15 protein-coding genes are annotated in these 16990 nt (G+C 72.3%); 3 read left to right on the top strand and 12 right to left on the bottom strand.

What is annotated here, in order from left to right; genetic code table 11:
- Nucleotides 1–65: 65 nt before the first annotated feature.
- The 5 genes from ACLII4_RS16835 to ACLII4_RS16815 all read right to left on the bottom strand — a co-directional run bounded on the left by ACLII4_RS16835 (nucleotide 66) and on the right by ACLII4_RS16815 (nucleotide 5660).
- Complete coding sequence (locus ACLII4_RS16835; protein WP_412068555.1) at nucleotides 66–830, bottom strand: PspA/IM30 family protein; 765 nt, start codon at nucleotides 828–830, stop codon at nucleotides 66–68.
- A gap of 170 nt (nucleotides 831–1000) precedes the next feature.
- Complete coding sequence (locus ACLII4_RS16830; protein ID WP_412068554.1) at nucleotides 1001–2365, bottom strand: thymidine phosphorylase; 1365 nt, start codon at nucleotides 2363–2365, stop codon at nucleotides 1001–1003.
- Between the two features lie 108 nt (nucleotides 2366–2473).
- Nucleotides 2474–2761, bottom strand: coding sequence for a 50S ribosomal protein L31 (gene rpmE, locus ACLII4_RS16825; RefSeq protein WP_412068553.1), 288 nt, complete (start codon nucleotides 2759–2761; stop codon nucleotides 2474–2476).
- A 110-nt stretch (nucleotides 2762–2871) separates the two neighbouring features.
- Nucleotides 2872–3138, bottom strand: coding sequence for a hypothetical protein (locus ACLII4_RS16820; protein WP_412068552.1), 267 nt, complete (start codon nucleotides 3136–3138; stop codon nucleotides 2872–2874).
- A gap of 32 nt (nucleotides 3139–3170) precedes the next feature.
- Nucleotides 3171–5660, bottom strand: a complete 2490-nt coding sequence (locus tag ACLII4_RS16815; protein ID WP_412068551.1) for a M14 family zinc carboxypeptidase — start codon at nucleotides 5658–5660, stop codon at nucleotides 3171–3173.
- A 113-nt stretch (nucleotides 5661–5773) separates the two neighbouring features.
- Between ACLII4_RS16815 and ACLII4_RS16810 the strand changes: the two genes are divergently transcribed.
- Together ACLII4_RS16810 and asnB are read left to right on the top strand one after the other, a co-directional pair.
- Nucleotides 5774–6676, top strand: coding sequence for an SDR family oxidoreductase (locus ACLII4_RS16810; protein WP_412068550.1), 903 nt, complete (start codon nucleotides 5774–5776; stop codon nucleotides 6674–6676).
- 246 nt (nucleotides 6677–6922) lie between these two features.
- Complete coding sequence (gene asnB, locus ACLII4_RS16805) at nucleotides 6923–8587, top strand: asparagine synthase B (protein WP_412068549.1); 1665 nt, start codon at nucleotides 6923–6925, stop codon at nucleotides 8585–8587.
- 45 nt (nucleotides 8588–8632) lie between these two features.
- On the opposite strand, the gene ACLII4_RS16800 is transcribed toward asnB, so the two are convergent.
- The 3 genes from ACLII4_RS16800 to ACLII4_RS16790 all read right to left on the bottom strand — a co-directional run bounded on the left by ACLII4_RS16800 (nucleotide 8633) and on the right by ACLII4_RS16790 (nucleotide 12836).
- Complete coding sequence (locus tag ACLII4_RS16800) at nucleotides 8633–9166, bottom strand: hypothetical protein (protein ID WP_412068548.1); 534 nt, start codon at nucleotides 9164–9166, stop codon at nucleotides 8633–8635.
- A gap of 124 nt (nucleotides 9167–9290) precedes the next feature.
- A complete protein-coding gene (locus ACLII4_RS16795; RefSeq protein ID WP_412068547.1) occupies nucleotides 9291–11843 on the bottom strand; it encodes an ABC transporter permease in 2553 nt (850 codons plus the stop codon).
- Nucleotides 11844–12113: 270 nt separating this feature from the next.
- A complete protein-coding gene (locus tag ACLII4_RS16790; protein WP_412068546.1) occupies nucleotides 12114–12836 on the bottom strand; it encodes an ABC transporter ATP-binding protein in 723 nt (240 codons plus the stop codon).
- Between the two features lie 141 nt (nucleotides 12837–12977).
- Here ACLII4_RS16790 and ACLII4_RS16785 point away from each other — a divergent pair, with 141 nt between their 5' ends.
- Nucleotides 12978–13706, top strand: a complete 729-nt coding sequence (locus ACLII4_RS16785) for an arylesterase (protein ID WP_412068545.1) — start codon at nucleotides 12978–12980, stop codon at nucleotides 13704–13706.
- A gap of 7 nt (nucleotides 13707–13713) precedes the next feature.
- Here the strand turns inward: ACLII4_RS16785 and ACLII4_RS16780 are convergent, their stop codons facing one another.
- The 4 genes from ACLII4_RS16780 to ACLII4_RS16765 are packed head-to-tail and all read right to left on the bottom strand — an operon-like array spanning nucleotide 13714 to nucleotide 16843.
- The gene (locus tag ACLII4_RS16780) at nucleotides 13714–14508 is read right to left on the bottom strand and encodes a hypothetical protein (RefSeq protein WP_412068544.1); all 795 of its coding nucleotides are present in this window, start codon (nucleotides 14506–14508) and stop codon (nucleotides 13714–13716) included.
- A gap of 46 nt (nucleotides 14509–14554) precedes the next feature.
- Nucleotides 14555–15343, bottom strand: coding sequence for a hypothetical protein (locus ACLII4_RS16775; protein WP_412068543.1), 789 nt, complete (start codon nucleotides 15341–15343; stop codon nucleotides 14555–14557).
- A gap of 12 nt (nucleotides 15344–15355) precedes the next feature.
- A complete protein-coding gene (locus ACLII4_RS16770; RefSeq protein WP_412068542.1) occupies nucleotides 15356–16087 on the bottom strand; it encodes a hypothetical protein in 732 nt (243 codons plus the stop codon).
- A 12-nt stretch (nucleotides 16088–16099) separates the two neighbouring features.
- On the bottom strand, nucleotides 16100–16843 hold the full coding sequence (locus tag ACLII4_RS16765) for a hypothetical protein (protein WP_412068541.1): 744 nt from the start codon (nucleotides 16841–16843) through the stop codon (nucleotides 16100–16102).
- Nucleotides 16844–16990 lie beyond the last annotated feature (147 nt).

Below are 16990 nucleotides of genomic sequence, written 5' to 3'. Positions count from 1 at the left end.
GGCAAGGGGCGAGGGAGGATGCAAGGAGAACGCCCCTTGCCTGTTTCCCTTGCCTCGTGCCCTCGCTACTGCGTCCGCTGGCGGTCGCGGTCGGCCGGGGCATCGGCGACGGGGGCATCGGCCTCCGGGATCTGGATCTGGGGTGCGGGCGCGGCCTCGGCCGGTTCGTTCATGCCCATCTCCAGCTTGAACTGCTTGACGAGCTCGGCGGCCTGGAGCTCCTGGGCGTCCTCCTCGATCTGCATCGACTCGGTGTCGATGGAGTCGAGCGCCATCTCCATCCGCGCCTCGTTCTTGGCCGACTGCTCGTTGACCCGGCGCACCATCTCGTCGTGCGTCGAGTCGACGCCGGCGACCTCGAACTGCTCAAGTGTGTCGGCGATCTTCGCCTGCCACTTGGCGCGCTCGTGGGCGCGCAGGGCCTCCTTGGCCTCGCCGATCTTCTTTTCGCGCTCGCGCATGAAGGCCTTTTTGACCTGGAGCGCCTTTTCATAGGCTTGCTCGGCGAACTCGAGCTGCTCGCCGGTCCGCACCTGCGCCTCCTTGATGCCCTGGAGCTGGACGGCATAGCGCTGGGCGATGTCGTCGCGGCCGGCCTGGATGGCCGCCTTGATCTTGCTGGTGATCGACAACTGCTCCGCGGTGTACTTGCGGTGCTCTTTCTGGAGAAGCATCACGTTGGCTTTCACCGTCGCAATGTTCTCATTCATCTTGGGGACTTGGTCGTTCAGCTCGCGCATATTCTGCTCGAGGATCAGACGGGGGTCCTCCATCGCGGAGATGGCGCCGCCGAACAGCGACTTCATGAGACGGGAGAAACGCTTCCACATGGCAGAGACTAGGCGGGTGGGGTCGGGCGCCGAAAGGTACGTGTCGGCGCAGGAGACGGCTCCTACGGTGCGACCGGCAGAATGGTTGTGGGGGCGCAGTGCGCTCGCTGGAATGGCGAAGGGGCAGAGAGAAGGGCGCCGTCGGGCGGGAGCGGCGTACTCCGCGCTGCCTAGCCCTCCGTTCCTTGGCCCCCATTCTCCGACTCCCAAGCTGTCCCGTCGAAGCGGTCGAGCAGCAGCGGGGCGGCGGAGGGTGGCGTGTCGGCGAGCGTGAACGCGGCGCGGACGGCGTCGATGTCGGCGCGGTCGGGGTCGGAGGCGTAGATCTGGGCGAGCGGCTGGCCGGCCTCGACGCGCTCGCCTGGGCGAGCGTGCAGCACGAACCCGGCCTTGGGGTCCACGTCGTCCTCTTTCTTCGCGCGGCCGGCGCCCAAATCGACGGCCGCGTAGCCGAGCGCGAGCGGGTCGATGTCGGCGACGAAGCCGCCGGCGTCCGCAACGACCGTCGCCACGGGCTCGCCCATCAGCCGGTCGGGGTCGTCGAGGACGGACGCGTCGCCGGACTGGGCGGCCACGATCTCCTGGAAGACCCCGAACGCCCAGCCGTCGCGGAGGGCGACGCTTGCCATGCGGCGCCCCGCGTCGGGCGACTCGGCGGCCCGGCCCAGCCACAGCATCTCCCCGGCCAGCGCCAGCGTCACGTCGATCACGTCCGGGCACGGCCCGCCGGCGGGCGTCTCGTTGCGCAGAATCCGGATGGCCTCGGCGGTCTCGGGACCATTCCCGATGGCCCGGCCGAGCGGCACGTCCATCTGGGTGAGGAGCGCGACGGTCGGCGTCCCGAACTGGCGGCCGACGCGGACGAGTGTCTCGGCGAGTTCGCGCGCGCGCGCCTCGCTCTTCATGAACGCCCCGCGCCCCGTCTTGACGTCGAGCACGAGCGCGTCGATGCCCTCGGCGAGCTTTTTGGACAGGATGCTGGCGGCGATGAGCGGGATCGACTCGACGGTCGCCGTCACGTCGCGGAGCGCGTAGAGCTTCTTGTCGGCCGGCGCGATCTCGCCGGTCTGCCCGATGAGGACCGCGCCGACGGCTGCGAGCACCTCGCGGTAGCGCGGGATGTCGAGGGTCACGTCGAAGCCGGGGATGGCCTCCAGCTTGTCGAGCGTGCCGCCGGTGTGGCCCAGGCCGCGGCCCGAGATCATCGGGACGGGCACGCCGCACGCGGCCACGAGCGGTGCCAGCACGAGCGACACCTTGTCGCCGACGCCGCCCGTCGAGTGCTTGTCGACTTTGACGCCGGGCACGTCGCTGAGGTCCAGGACGGTGCCGCTGTGGAGCATCGCCTCGGTCAGCGCCAGCGCCTCGTCGTCGTCGAAGCCCTGGAGGAAGCCGGCCATCAGGAACGCCGCCATCTGGTAGTCCGGCACGTTGCCCGCGGTGTACGCGTCGATCAGGTCGACGATCGATTCGGGGGCGAGGGCGCCACCATCGCGCTTGGCAGTGATAAGGCGGACGGCGTTGAAGTCGGACACGGGGGGGGGCGGGGGGGCGGTCGGCGGAAGATCGGGCAGGCGGCCCAAACGAGACGAGGCGGGCGGCCCACGGCCGCCCGCCTCGCGGACTGGATCGGCGGGGGAGGCTTAGGCCTCCGCCTCGGCCTGGGCGGCCTCACGGGCGGCCTCGTCAGCGTCGGCCTCCTCCTGGGCGGCGACGGCCTGCTTGGCCTGCGACTTGCCGTAGCGGCGCATGAACTTCTCCACGCGGCCGGCGGTGTCGACCATCGTCTTCTTGCCCGTGTAGAACGGGTGGTTCGACGAGTCGACCTCAGACTTGAGGTCCTTGCTCATCGTCGAGCGCGTCTGGAACTCAGTGCCGTCCGCGAGGGTGACGGTGATGAGCGGGTAGTCGGGGTGGATGTCGGACTGCATGTTCGGGCGGGGCCGCTTTGGACAGAACCCCGAATCTAGTGGGCATCCGGGGGTGGCCCAAGCCCGAATGCCCGTGTTCCTCCCGTCTTCGCGCGCCACCCGCGGCGCCTCTATCCGCCCATCAACCGGATCACCAGGTCCGCGACCACCAGCCCCGACAGCCCGGCGGCTACGAAGCGGAGCCACGACGGCCCGTGCTCCTGCCGGACGGCCACGCCCGCGATGACGAGCAGCGCCGCCAGCGCCAGCCGGCCCGACGGGAGGTCCGGCGACTCGGGCGAGGCGCCGAGCAGGGCGTACCCCACGAGCGCGACGCCACCGACGGCCACGGCGATGGTCCCGGCGGTCCGGGCGGAAGGCGTGCGAGGGTCGGGCATGGGAGGGCGGGGCGGAGACCGCAAGATCGGGGCTACATCGCGCTCAGTCCAAAGACGGCGTTCGCGAACAGCAACTGGCCGTCGGCCCAGAAGCCGCGGAAGAGGGGGCTGTCGACGAGGTACACGACCTGCCCACGGCCCATTTCCTCGACGCCGAACACGAGGGAGTCTTCGAGTCGGGCCTGCGCCTCGGCGCCCGCGAACCCGGCCGCTGGCGCCCCGCTGCGGACGACGCCCACGTTCCACCGGTCGTCGGACGCGAGGAACTCGACCGGCGCGACGCGGCGCTTGACGACGTACGTCCAGTCGGGATAGCCGAACGCGAGCGGGTGCGAGCCGTCGAGGGCGACGCGGTAGACGGCGCCGGGGACGCTCTCGGAGACGCCGCGGCGGTCGCGGTCGCCGTAGCGGACCAGCCGGGCCTCGCTGGTCGAATCGGGCTCGGCCGCCTTGCGCTCTTTGAGGCCGAAGCCGTCCTTGCCGGCGAACGCGGTCGCGGCCCGCTCCATCGCCACCAGCCGCCCGCCGGCGCGGACCCAACTCCGGATCGTCTCGGCGCGGTCGCTCGTCAGCCACGACCCGTAGCCGCCGTCGGGCATCACGAGCACATCGACGCCGTCGAGGTCGCTGGCGGAAAACCGCTCGGCGGTAAGCTGCGTGGCCGGGTACTCGACGACGGCGTCGAACCAGTGCCACACCTCGCCGAGTGCGGTCGGGGAGACGGGCGTGTCGGCCAGCACGGCGACGTGCGGGGTGCGGACGAAGCCGACGCGGTTCGAGCCCACGTCCGGGCCGGTCTCGGCGAAGCCGCCCGCGAGCGCCGCCAGCGACTCGCCGGTCTCGGTCGCCGCGCGCCGCACGACCGCGTCGAAGCGATCCCCCAAGCGCGCGTTCCCGGCTCGCGTGATGACGAGCCCCCCGCGCCCGAAGTCGCGGCCCCCGGCGCGGAACGGCTCGGGGATGATGCGGACGCCGACGCCGTCGCGGAGGAGCCGCGCCAGGAAGCGGGCGTCGCTGGCGGCGCGCCAGTCGGCGGCGTAGGCGTACGGGCGGCCGCTGGGCAGCGTGGCTTCGGTCGGCGCCGGGCCGCCGGTTGGGACGGCGTCGTTGGCCGCGAGCCCCTCGACGCCGTAAACGTAGGGCAGCGCCCACGCCGTCACGTCATACGTGACCGAGTCGACGAGCGCGGGTTCGGGCTCGAACAGGACGGCCGCGAGCCGGCCCTTGGGCTGGCGCGTGTCGACCACGAGCGCGCCCGCCGCCACGTCGACGCGCTCGGCCTCCGTCGGCGCGTCGAGGCCCCCGGCGTAGCGGACGCCCCGGGCGCTGCCGCCCCGGGCCCAGCCGTAGGCGATGCCTTGTAGATCCAAGAGAGCCGCCAGTCCCTGCAACCGGTCGGCGTCTCCGCTGGCGACATACGCGCGGGCGCCAGCGGGGGGCGTGGCGAAGCTGGCGGCGAACTCGCGCGTCACCTCGTCGGCGTGGCGGGCCGTCGTGCGGACGGTCTCCATCCCCGACGCGACGTGGTGCGCGATCCGGTCCGCCAGCCGCAGCGTGTCGCCCTCGGCCGTCTCGATCGCGAGCCCGGCGCGGCCCGAGCCGCCCTGCTCGTACGTCATCCCGACGGCGCCGTTGAAGGTCGGCCACGTGTCGCCGTAGCCGGGGTAGAACAGGTCGAAGACCTCCTTGGTGAAGTAGAGCCAGTTTTCGCGGTCGAAGGCGCGCGCATTCGCCTGCCCGATCCGCGTCTGGAAGGCGCGCTGCCACGGCGTGATGCGCGGGTGGAAGGGCTCGGCGGCTGGCGCGAAGTAGTACGGGCTGTCGACGCCCTGCTCGTGGAAGTCGACGTGGACGGCGGGGAGCCAGCGGTTGTAGAGCGCGAGCCGGGCGCGCGTCTCGGGCTGCGTGCCCCAGGCCCAGTCGCGGTTGAGGTCGAAGAGGTAGTGGTTGTAGCGCCCGCCGGGCCACGGCTGGTCGTGCTCGCGGGCGTCGGGGTCGGCGTCGGGCCGGGCGCCGCGGCGCTGCTGGTAGCCTGAGACGTAGCGGTCGCGGCCATCCGGATTCAGGCACGGGTCGAGGACCACGACCACGTCCCCCAGCAGGTCGGGACTCTGGGTCAGGTCGTAGAGCGTTTGCATGGCGGCCTCGGTGCTCACGGCCTCGTCGCCGTGCACGTTGTAGCTCAGCCACACGACGGGCCGCGTCGGCGGGCCCTCGCCCCGCGACGCCCCGACGGCGCTCGCGCGAGCGGCCTCGGCGGCCCCAGGGCTGTCGGCGACGATGGCGACCAGCAGCGGCCGCCCCTCGGGCGTCTCGCCGTACCGCTCGACGGCCACGAACGGCGACGCGGCGGCGACGGCCTCGACGTAGTCGACCACGCGGTGGTGCGGGGTAAAGCGGTCGCCGAGGTCATAGCCGAGGTGCTCGGCGGGTGTCGGGACCTGGGCGCTGGCGGCGGTGGCGAAAAGGAGCGCCAGCGGCGCGAGAAGGGAGCGGAACCGAGAGGGCGACGGAGTGGGCACGGGCGGGGACGGGGGAAAGCCCGGAAGCTAGCGGCGGCCTCCGGCGCCGCGCGGCGGGCAACCCCGCCGGCCCTGATGGCATTCATGAGGGCCCCTCTCTTCCCCCTCTTTCCATGTCCAAGACGCCCAACCAGTACGCCATGCAGGACCCGCGGAGCCAGTACCCGGCCCCGCCGTTCCCGCGCCAGCCTCAGCCCGCGCCGGGCCTGACCCCGAAGATGGACCCGGTCCCCGACCACGGCGAGGACAGCTACCGCGGGTTCGGCCGGATGGAGGGCCGCAAGGCGCTCATCACCGGCGGCGACTCCGGCATCGGTCGCGCGACCGCCATCGCCTACGCCCGCGAGGGCGCGGCCGTCGCCATCAACTACCTCGACGCCGAGAGCCCCGACGCCGCGTCGCTGGCGGAGCTGATCGAGTCCGAGGGCGGCACGCTCGTCCGGCTCCCCGGCGACTTGACTGACGAGGCGTTCTGCACCCGGCTCATCGACGACGCCCGGGAGGCGCTCGGTGGGCTCGACGTGCTCGTCATCAACGCCGGCAAGCAGGTCTACCAGGAGTCGATCCAGGACATCACGACCGAGCAGTTCGACCAGACCTACAAGACGAACGTCTACGCCATGTTCTGGCTGTCGAAGGCGGCGCTCCCGCACCTCCCGGCGGGCGCCTCCATCATCAACGTGACCTCGATCCAGGGCTACAGTCCATCGCCGGGGTTGCTCGACTACGCCTCCACCAAGTGGGCCATCATCGGGTTTACAAAGGCGCTCGCGAAGCAGGCCATTGAGGACGGGATCCGCGTCAACGCGGTCGCGCCGGGCCCCTTCTGGACGCCGCTCCAGCCCTCGGGCGGCCAGCCGCAGGACAAGGTCGAGACGTTCGGCGAGCAGGTCCCGTACGGCCGCCCCGGCCAGCCCGCCGAGATCGCCCCGACCTTCGTGTTCCTGGCGACCCAGGAGTCGGGCTACATCACCGGCGAGGTCTTCGGCGTGACCGGCGGCGAGCCGACTTCGTAGGGGCGAATGACCGGGACGCCCTTGACTCTTGGCGCCCCGGTCCCTACCGTAGCACCACCCCATCGGCGCCCGCCGTGACCCGCATCCTCAATATCGTCAATCGCAATCGAGTCTCCCGAGGGAGGCGCGAGTGTTGGCGTGCGTAGGTCCGGCGGACCGTCCACCCCGATTCGAGCGGCCCCTCCACACCGGAGGGGCCGCTTTTTTTATGCCGCGACCGCGGCTCGCCTCACACTCCCCGAGCCCATGTGCTCCATCCTCGGCCTCCTCGACCTCCAGACCGACCCCGCCGCCGCCCGCGCGACGGCCGTCCGCCTCTCTGGCCTCCAGCGCCACCGCGGCCCCGACTGGTCGGGCGTCTACGCGACCGACCGCGCCGTGCTTGCGCACGAGCGGCTCGCGATCGTCGACGTGATCCACGGCGCGCAGCCGCTACTCAACCCCGAGGGCACGCACGCGCTCGCGGTCAACGGCGAGATCTACAACCACCGCGCGCTGCGGGCCGGGCTGGAGGAGCCGTTCGACTTCCAGACCGAGTCCGACTGCGAGGTCATCCTGGCGCTCTACCGCGAGCACGGCGCCGACTTCCTGGATCAGCTGACGGGGATCTTCGCCTTCGTGTTGGTGGATTCCGAGACCGACCGCTACCTCATCGCGCGCGACCCGCACGGCGTGATGCCGCTCTACACCGGTCGCGACGAGCACGGCACGTTGTACGTGGCGTCGGAGATGAAGGCGCTCGTGCCGGTCTGCAAGCAGATCGAGACGTTCCCGCCCGGCCACGTCTGGGACAGCGCCGTCGGCCACCCGGTGCGCTACTACACACGCGACTGGATGGACTACGACGCCGTTGCCGACAACCCCGCCGATCCGGCCGACGTCCGCGCCGCGCTCGACGCGGCCGTCAAGCGCCAGCTGATGACCGACGTGCCCTATGGCGTGCTGCTCTCGGGCGGGCTCGACTCGTCGGTCACGGCGGCGATCGCCCAGCAGTACTCGCACAAGCGCGTCGAGGCGGACGACGAGACCGAAGCCTGGTGGCCGCACCTCCACTCGTTCGCCATCGGTCTGGAGGGCTCGCCCGACCTCGCGGCGGCCAAGGAGGTCGCGGCGCACATCGGGACCGAGCACCACACGTTGCACTTCACCGTCGAGGAGGGGATCGACGCCATTCCCGAGGTCATCCGCCATCTCGAGACGTATGACGTGACGACGATCCGCGCCGCGACGCCGATGTTCTTGATGGCGCGGCGCATCAAGGCCATGGGCATCAAGATGGTGCTCTCGGGCGAGGGAGCCGACGAGATCTTCGGTGGCTACCTCTACTTCCACAAGGCCCCCGACGCCGAGCAGTTCCACGAAGAGACCGTCCGCAAGCTGGAGCGGCTCCACCTCTTCGACTGCTTGCGGGCCAACAAATCGATGGCGGCCTGGGGCGTCGAGGCCCGCGTCCCGTTCCTCGATCAGGAGTTTTGGGACGTGGCGATGCGCCTCAACCCGGAGGCCAAGCGGCCGACCGGCGGCAAGATGGAAAAGCACATCCTGCGCCAAGCCTTCGAGGACATGCTGCCCGCGTCCGTCGCGTGGCGCCAGAAGGAGCAGTTTTCCGACGGCGTCGGCTACTCGTGGATCGACTCGCTCAAGGCCCGCGCGGAGGACTTGGTGACCGACGAGCAGCTCGAGGCCGCCGCCTTCCGCTTCCCGATCCACCCGCCGGACACCAAGGAGGGTTACCTCTACCGGACCATCTTCGAGGAGCACTACCCGCACGACGCGTGTGCGCTGACGGTCCCGAGCGGCAAGTCGGTCGCGTGCAGCACGCCGGAGGCGCTGGCGTGGGACGCCTCGTTCGAGGCGTCGGCAGACCCGTCCGGCCGGGCCGTAGCCGGCGTTCACGTGGAGGCGTATTGACGAATCGACGCCCCCTCCTCAGTGACGGCGCTGAGGCGGGGGGTGTCAGTCGGTGACCTCGAGGCCTGCAAGGAGCGGAGCGTAGGTCATCCCGTCGGCAGCCGGGCCGCTCGGCCCGCTCGCCATGACGGCGTAGCACACCTCGCCCTCGCAGCCGCGGACCACCACGCCGACGGACGACCGGTCCGCCTCACGGGTAGCGACGAACGCCGAGCCGGCGGAGGCTGCCAACGCCTTCGCAAGCGGGAGCCGGGCCAGGTCGATTCGCTCGAACGCGATGGACGGCGTCTGCCGCTGGAGGCCGACGCCCCGGCGGAACAGGAACCGCTGGAGCGTTGAGAGCCCGCGGTGCGTCTCGACGATCACGTACGTGTTCGGGCTGTGGTCCACGCCTACGCGGCTGAAGATCTGGACCGAGGTCTCCGCGGCGAGGGCCGTCTCGCCGACGGCCGCCTCGTCGCGCGTCTCGAAGTCCGCGGGGAGCGTGATCGCGAGGGGCGCGGAGACCAGCCGGTGGCGTCGCTCAGGCTGCGCGTCGGCGGCAGTGGCGCAGAGGGCGAGGAGCAGGAGGACACGCATGGGCGGGGTGGGAGGACGGATGCTCTATCGGAACACGCGCGGTCCACGACGCGCAGCCGCGTTCAGGAGCCTGATCGGGAACGATCGCGTTCCGCGTGGCCGCCTCAGCACCGAGGGAGCGGGATCATCCCTCGGCCCGCAACACCGCGAGCGGCGGCTGGCGCAGCGCGCCCCGGCTTCCCGCCAGCCCGACCGCGACCGTCAGCAGCGGCACGACGGCGAGCGCCCACAGCAGCCACGACACGTCCGGGACGAACGGGATGTTGAACGCGAACCGCGCCAGCCCCCACGCCCCGGCGACCGCCAGCAGTCCGCCCGTCAGCGCCGCGAGCACGCCGAGCAGGGCGTACTCGGCCACCAGGATCCGCCGCACGTCCGCCCGGCTGGCACCGAGGGTTCGCAGCACGACCGACTCGCGCGTCCGCTGCGCCAGCGCCACGCGGACGGCGCCCGCCAGCACGACGAGCCCGGTGACGACGGCGAACAAGGCCATAAAGCGGAGCACGAAGGCGACCCGGTCGAGCACGCGATCGACGAGGGCCAGCACCAGCCGCACGTCGACGGCGGAGACGTTGGGGAACGCCTCGACCACGTCGGACTGGAGCCGGGCGGACATCTCGGGCGTGCCCGCTCGCGTCAAGAGGATCGCTGTCTGGGGCGCCTCCGCCAGCGGCCCGTCGGGGAAGACGGCGAAGAAGTTGGGCTGCACGCGCGCCCAGTCGACCTCGCGAAGGCTCGTGATCTCGGACTCGATCTCGGCGCCGCTGACGGACCACGTGATGCGCGAGCCGAGCGCCACGTCGAGGTCGAGCGCGATGTCGGCTTCGAGCGAGATCGGCACGACGGCGGTGTCGGCCGGGGCGGTGCCGACGAACGTCCCGGCGGTCAGCGTTTCGGAGTCGACCAACTCGGAGCGGTACGTCGAGCGGTACTCGCGCGTCAGCGTCCACCGCTCCGGGCCGCCCTCGCGGCCGGCGAACGAGTCGTCGGAGCGGTCGGTCAGCGTGTCGATGGGGACGCCGTCGATGGCGGCGATGCGCATCGTGACGAGCGGGACCTCGTCGACGACGGGCAGGCCCAGGCCCTGGACGAGCGCGCGCAGGCTGTCGCGCTGGTCGGGCTGGACGTCGAACAGCACCACGTCCGGCGCGCCTTCGGCGTCGGAGGGCAGGGCGACCTGGGCGAGAATGGAACGCTGGACGAGCCCGAGCGCGAGCACCAGGAAGACGCCGAGTCCCATCGTCAGCAGCAGCACCAGCGTCTGGTTGCCGGGCGCGTGCAGGTTCGAGAGCCCCTGCCGCCACGCCCACGGCAGGCCGGGCCGGACGACGCGGCGCACGACGGCGCGCACGATCACGGCCGCCAGCGCCAGCAGCCCGAAGACGGCGGCGGTGCCGCCCACGAACGCGGCGGCGCCAATCCACGATTGCGTCTGGAGGTAGGCGAACCCGCCGACGGCGGCGACCAGGAGCACGCCGAGGCCGAGCTGGACGGGGTCGAGGCCGCGCGCACGGGCGTCGTCGCGCAGGGCGCGGAGGGGCGGCACGCGGCGGACGCCGACGAGCGGGAGAAGGGCGAACAGCAGCGCCGTCCCGAGCCCGACCGCCAGCCCTTCGAGCAGCGCGCGCGGCACGATGTGGTTCGCGACGTCGACGGGCAGGAAGCCGGCGAACACCATCGGCAACAGCCGCTGGACGGCGACGCCGAGGGCTGCCCCGAGCGCGGCGCCGACAAAGCCGAGCGCGAGCGCCTGGATCGCGTACGCGACCAGCACCCGGCGCGACGACATCCCCAGGCACCGCAGCGTGGCGACGGTCTCGGCCTTTTCGGACACGTAGACGCTCACCGACGACGCCACGCCGATCCCGCCCAACAGCAGCGCCACGAAGCCGACGAGCGCCAGGAAGCGCGTGAGGTAGCCCGAGGCCTCGGTCACCTCCTGCTGCTCCTCGCCCGCCGTCTCGTAGCGGATCTCGGCGGCGTCGAGCACGGGGAGCGTGGCGTCGAGCCCGGCCTGCTCGTCCTCGAACCGGAAGCCGATCGAGTAGCGGGCGCGGCTGCCAAAGCCCAGGAGCGAGGCGTCGAGGGCCTCGAGGGGCAGGTACACGCGCGGCCCGACGAGCCCGCCGATGTCGGTCTGCCCGGGCACCCCGTCGACCTGCCCGGCGATGAGGTAGCTCCGCCCGCCGACCGTTACGCTGTCGCCGATGCTGGCGCCCATCTGCAAGAGGAGCGTCGCGTCGACGAGCGCGCCCGTCGTGTCGCGGCCAATCGTCGCTGCCGCCTCCGCGGGCGTGGACTCGACGCGGCCGTAGAGCGGGTATGGGCCGTCGAGCGCGCGGATCTGGACGAGCCGCGTCCGCCCCTCACCACCTGCCGAGGCCGGGAAGCGGGCCATCGACGGGAACGACGCCTCGCGGACGACGGTCGCGCCGGTGACGGCCTCGAGCGAGTCGACAATCGCGGTGAGCGAGTCGGGGAAGGCGGCGCTGCGGCGGAGCTCGAGGTCGGACCCGAACACCTCGCGCGACTGCTCCTCGACGGCGCGCTCGAGGTTGACCCCGAACGACCGGATGGCGACGAGTGCGGCGACGCCCAGCGCCATCGCGGAGACGTACAGCACCAACCGTCGTCGCATCCCGCGGCTGTCCTGCCAGGCGAATCGGAGGGGGGACATGGGGTCTGAGGCAGGAGGTGGGGTCGAGAACCGTCGAGGCGAGGGCTGCGAACCGCGGGTGCGAGTTCAGAGCGCCACGCCCCCTGTCATCCCGAGCAGAGCCAGGGATCTCAGCGCCGAGGGGGACGTCGTCGGGACCGGATCGGAGGGGCTGGCGGGTCGCGTCGAGATCCCTCACAGTCGTTCGGGATGACACGAAGGGGAGCAGGAAGGCGCCGACGAAGGATCAGCAACAGGACACGGAGGCGTGGCGACAGGTTGCCCCGCCCGTCACGCGGCGGCGGACTGGTGGGGCGCGTCGGCGACGGCTAGCGCGCCGGTGTCGTGGTCGACGCGGCCGGCCTTGAGGGCGATCGTCCGCTCGCACCGCGCCGCCAGCTCGGGGTCGTGGGTGACGACGACGAGCGCGGTCCCGGCCTCGCGGTTGAGCTCGAACATCAGGGCCTCGACGCGGGCGCCGGTCTCGGCGTCGAGGTTGCCCGTGGGTTCGTCGGCGAACAAGAGGCGGGGGCGGCCGGCAAAGGCACGCGCGAGCGCCACACGCTGCTGCTCACCGCCCGACAGTTGGGTTGGGTAGTGGCCCGAGCGGTCCGCCAGCCCGACGCGGTCGAGCTGCTCCAGCGCCTTCGCCATCGCACCCTTCTCGCGGCGGAGTTCGAGCGGTACGGCCACGTTCTCGGCGGCGGTCAGCGTGGGCAGCAAGCGAAAGCTCTGGAACACGAACCCGACCTCGCGAGCGCGGAGCGCGGCGCGGGCGTCCTCGTCGAGCGGGCCCAAGTCCACGCCCGCCAGCCGGACCGTCCCTCGCGTCGGCCGGTCGAGCCCGGCACAGAGGCCGAGCAGCGTCGTCTTGCCGCTGCCGGACGGGCCGATGATGGCGCACGTCGAGCCGGCGGGGACGTCGAAGTCGACGCCGTCGAGGACGGTGAGGTCGCGGCCGGCGTTCGAGAACGTCTTGGTGAGGTCGCGGGCGGAGAGGACGGGGCCGCTCAAGGGGTCGGGGGGCTGGCGAGAAGCGCCAACGGGACGCTGGCGGCGGTCCGTACGGGGACCCGGGGGAAGGGTTCGCGAAGGGGGCGCGACGGAACCGTCGGCCCCCGTTCTGGGTGCCCCGTCCGCCCTTCGAGCCGTTCCATGCGCACCGTCTTCTTCGCCCTCGCCCTTCTGGCTGCCGGTTGCGGCGATGCCCCGGAGGCCCCGGCCGACCGTGGCCTCGCCGCCGAGCCCGGCGCGACGGCGACGCCCGAATCCCGCACCACCCCCGACGTGCCCACCGTGGCGACCGACGACGACACCGTGACCATCCTCTTTTTCGGCGACAGCCTGACCGCCGGCTACGGCCTGCCGGACCCCGACCTCGCGTACCCCGCCCTCGTCGGCGCGCGGCTGTCGCAAGCGGGCGTGCCGGTCGAGGTCGTCAACGCGGGCATCAGCGGCGAGACCTCGGCGGGCGGGCGCGGGCGGATCGCGTGGGCCCTCAAGCAGACCACGCCCGACATCTTCGTGCTGGCGCTGGGCGCGAACGACGGGCTGCGGGGCCTCGACCCCGACGCCATGCGCGACAACCTGGGCGCGATTCTGAGCGCCGTTCGCCAGGCCGCGCCCGACGCCCGGCTGGTCGTCGCCGGGATGGAGGCGATGCCGAACTACGGGGCCGGCTACGTCGCCGAGTTCCGGTCGGTCTTCCCCGAGGTCGCCGATGCGTACGGCGCCACGCTCATTCCGTTCTTGCTCGACGGCGTCGCGGGGCAGTCCCGCCTGAATCAGTCCGACGGCGTCCACCCGACGGCCGAGGGGCAGCGGATCATCGCGGCGACGGTCGCCGAGGCCGTCGTGCCCCTCGCGGAGCGCGTCGCTGGATAGGTAGGGCTCAAAAGTCCACTCGGAAGGAGGCGCCGGTCTCGAAGACCCAGTCCGACGGGCGATCGCCGGTGCCGAACGTCTCGACGCCGGCGCGGCTATCGCGGGTGCCGCCGCCCACGCCGAGCGTCGCCGTCGCTGTCAGGCCGACGCCCGCCACGAAGGCCGTCACCGGGACCGCGAGGTACGGCATGATCCGGGCGCCCTGCGCCTCGCGCGTCCCGCCGACCCGGCCCGCGAGCGAGCCCGCCACGCCGAGCGTCGGCGTCGTGCGGAGCCGCCCGCGACCGAGCGGCCACCCGACCGCTGCCCGCGCCCCGGCCTGGACGTACTTCCCACGGCTCGACCGTGAGGACACGCCTGCCAGCCTGTACACCGACCATGAGGGGGCGTCCCTCCCCGGGAATGTGACGGAGTCGGGCCGAAACTCGGTCCGGGTGGCCAAGAAGTCGTCGTAGCCGAGGCTCATCGCGCTTTCGATGACGGCCCCGCCCCACGGGTGCTGGGTCGTAAGGGCGGCGACGACCCCGCCACGGCGTGTCTGGTGCTCGGTGACCCCCACGTCGAACGCCTCGAACGAGACGCGCTCGCGTTCGGTGACGGTCACACCGACCTGCACTTCGACGTGTGGCGAGAGCCGAGCGCCGAGCGTGAGCGCGGGGTCGGACCCGCGCGGGAAGAGCATCCGCTCCGATGCTGCGTTGCCATAAGCCCCAAACCCGCCGCGTGCGTCGAAGGGGGAGGCGGGTTGGGCGCTGGCGGAGACCGCAAGCAGGGCGAGGAGAACGACGGTGAAGCGGGACATGGGGTGGGGGCGATCGGTGGAGATGGAGATGGGGAGGGCGGTGGCGCTAGAGGTCGAGTCGGAGGGAGCCCTCGACGATGGGCACCCACGTCGACGCCCGCGCGCTGGCGCCGAAGGGCTCGACGCCGCGCCGCTGGTCGCGCTCGCCGCCTGCGAGCCCACCCGTGAGCGTTGCCGTGACGGCGACGCCAGCCACGCGTGCCGAGACGGGCACGACGGCGTACGGCATCAGCCGCGCGCCTTGAGCCTGGCGCTCCCCGCTGACGCGGCCCGCCAGCGAGCCCGCCACGCCGATCCCCGGCACGGCCCGGACGCGCCCCCGCCCGACGGGCCACCCGATCGAGGCGCTGGCGCCGGCCTGGACGTATTTCCCCAGACTCGTCCGCGACCGGCTCGGCAAGAGGGCGAGCGCGTCCTCGAGCCCGGTGCGGGTCCACACCTCCACCGAGTCGGGGCGGAAGTTGGTGGTCTGCGCCGAGTAGTCGTCGTAGCCAAGGCTCACGCGCCCCCGGACCACGGACTCGCCCCAGCGGTCGGCCACGCCGACCGAGGCGACGGCGCCCCCGCGCCGCTGCAGGTCCTCGTGGACGCTGATCGACTGCCGATCGAACCGCGACGCCCGCGTCTCCGTGACGGTCAGCCCCAGTTGCACGTCGACGCGGGGGGACAGGCGCGCGCCCACGGTGATTTCGGGGCTGGAGCCCTCGGGGAAGAGGAGCCGTTCGGGGGCGACGGAGCCGAACGCGCCGTAGACGCCGCGGCCGTCGAGCGGGCCGACCTGGGCGCTGGCGGAGACGGCCAGCAGCGCGAGGAGGACAGGGAAAACGCGAGACATGAGCGGTGGGGGTCAGTTGAGGCGGAGGCGGAGAAGGGTGTCGGGCGAGCCGCCCTCGAGGTCGACGCTGACCTGCGTCTCGACGGTGACGAGCCGGCTCACGACGCGGGCGGAGATGGGGACGGCGACGCCGAGCCGGACCTCGCTCCACGCGGTCAACCCACGGTCGGCGTCGGCGCGGAGCGTGAACCCCTGCCCAGGCGTGGTGGCCGTCGAGACCGTCCCGCTGGCGGACGCCCGCAGCGTCGGCTGCACGACGACGCGGCCGACCGAGACGCGCCGGAACGCGCCGACGGCGGCCGAGACGTAGGCGTCGTTGCCATTGAGGCTCCGGGTCTCGTCGCCGACGGCGCGCCCGGTCAGCGAGAGCTGCGTCGGCTGTCGGTCGATGAGGGTGCGGCCGAGCGCGACGCCCGCGTCGGCCCGCACGCCGTTGCGCTCACCGGCCGCTCGCGTGGCCCCGATCGTCACGCCCACGCCAATCCGGCGCTCGGCGCCGAAGGCCTGATTGTCGTGACGGCGGGCGTAGTCGGTCAGGCCGAGGTCGAGCGTGACCCCGGCGTCCCAGCCCGACGCGAACCGCCAGCCGACGAGGCCGTCGAGCCCGACCTGGCTGTCGCCATAGGCGACGGGGTCAAAGTTGTCGACGACGAGATACACGCCGTGGTCTTGGGAAAACGAGGTTTGGGCGGCGGCGACGCTTGCGAGGGCCGCGAGCAGGAGGAGAGGAGAGAGGCGGATCATCAAGGGGGAGGTCTAAAAGTCGGCGCGGACGGCGAGGTCGAGGGTGAGGTCCCAGGGCGTGGCGGCGCCAGGCAGGGTGTCTTGGACCACGCCGACGGCAGCGTCGAGCGTCAGGCCGAGCGGACCGAGCGGCACGGTCGTTGGAGCCGAGAAAAAGGCACCCCACGCCGTCGCGTCGAGCGCCTCGGGGCCCGCGAGGCGGCGGTCCGTGGCGAGCGCTACGCCGATGCCGGGCGCCATCCGGGTGCCGTTGCGCTCGATGGGGATCGCCACGACGGCGCTCAACCCTCCGTGCCCGACGGTCGACGTGACGCGCTCGACCGTCGGCTCGGGGACGTACATATCGGCCGTGTACCGACCCCGTGTGCGTGTTTCAATCGCCGAGCGGCCCAGGGCGGCGCTTGCGGACCCACGCATTTCAAGGGCGCCTAGCGGCTGGCGGGCCGCCACGGAGACGCTCAGCGCCCGTGTCGCTGTGACCACCTCGCCGTCTGTGTCGCCGGGTCGGGCAGGGCGGTTGATATTCGGGCCGAAGAGACGGCTCTGTCGGCCGGCGGAGAGCCCGGCCGCCAGCGTCAGCCCGCCGCCGAGGCGGACGCCCGCCGTGACCATCGGTGGCGCGCGAAAGCGGAACAGCGTCTGCTCCGGGACGGCCGTGCCGACGGCGGCAAACGGGCCGGGGTCGGCAGAGAGTTGGGCGCTGGCGCAGGGCGCAAGCAGGGCGACGGCCACGAAGGCGACGGAGCGAAACGACACGGAGTACGCGGGGGCGTGAACAGGCGTATCCGTCGGTCGATGCGTCGCGGGAGTGGGTGGCGGCCCTCAGGATACCGCCCCCGGCGGGGGGCGTCGGGGGCAAACCAGAATCCCCGGGAGGATCCTCCCGGGAATACGGCACTTCGC

Source organism: Rubrivirga aquatilis, assembly GCF_046845665.1.
Lineage (GTDB): Bacteria > Bacteroidota > Rhodothermia > Rhodothermales > Rubricoccaceae > Rubrivirga.
Note: the sequence above shows the minus strand (reverse complement) of the source record. Positions and strands in the feature narration are given on the sequence as shown.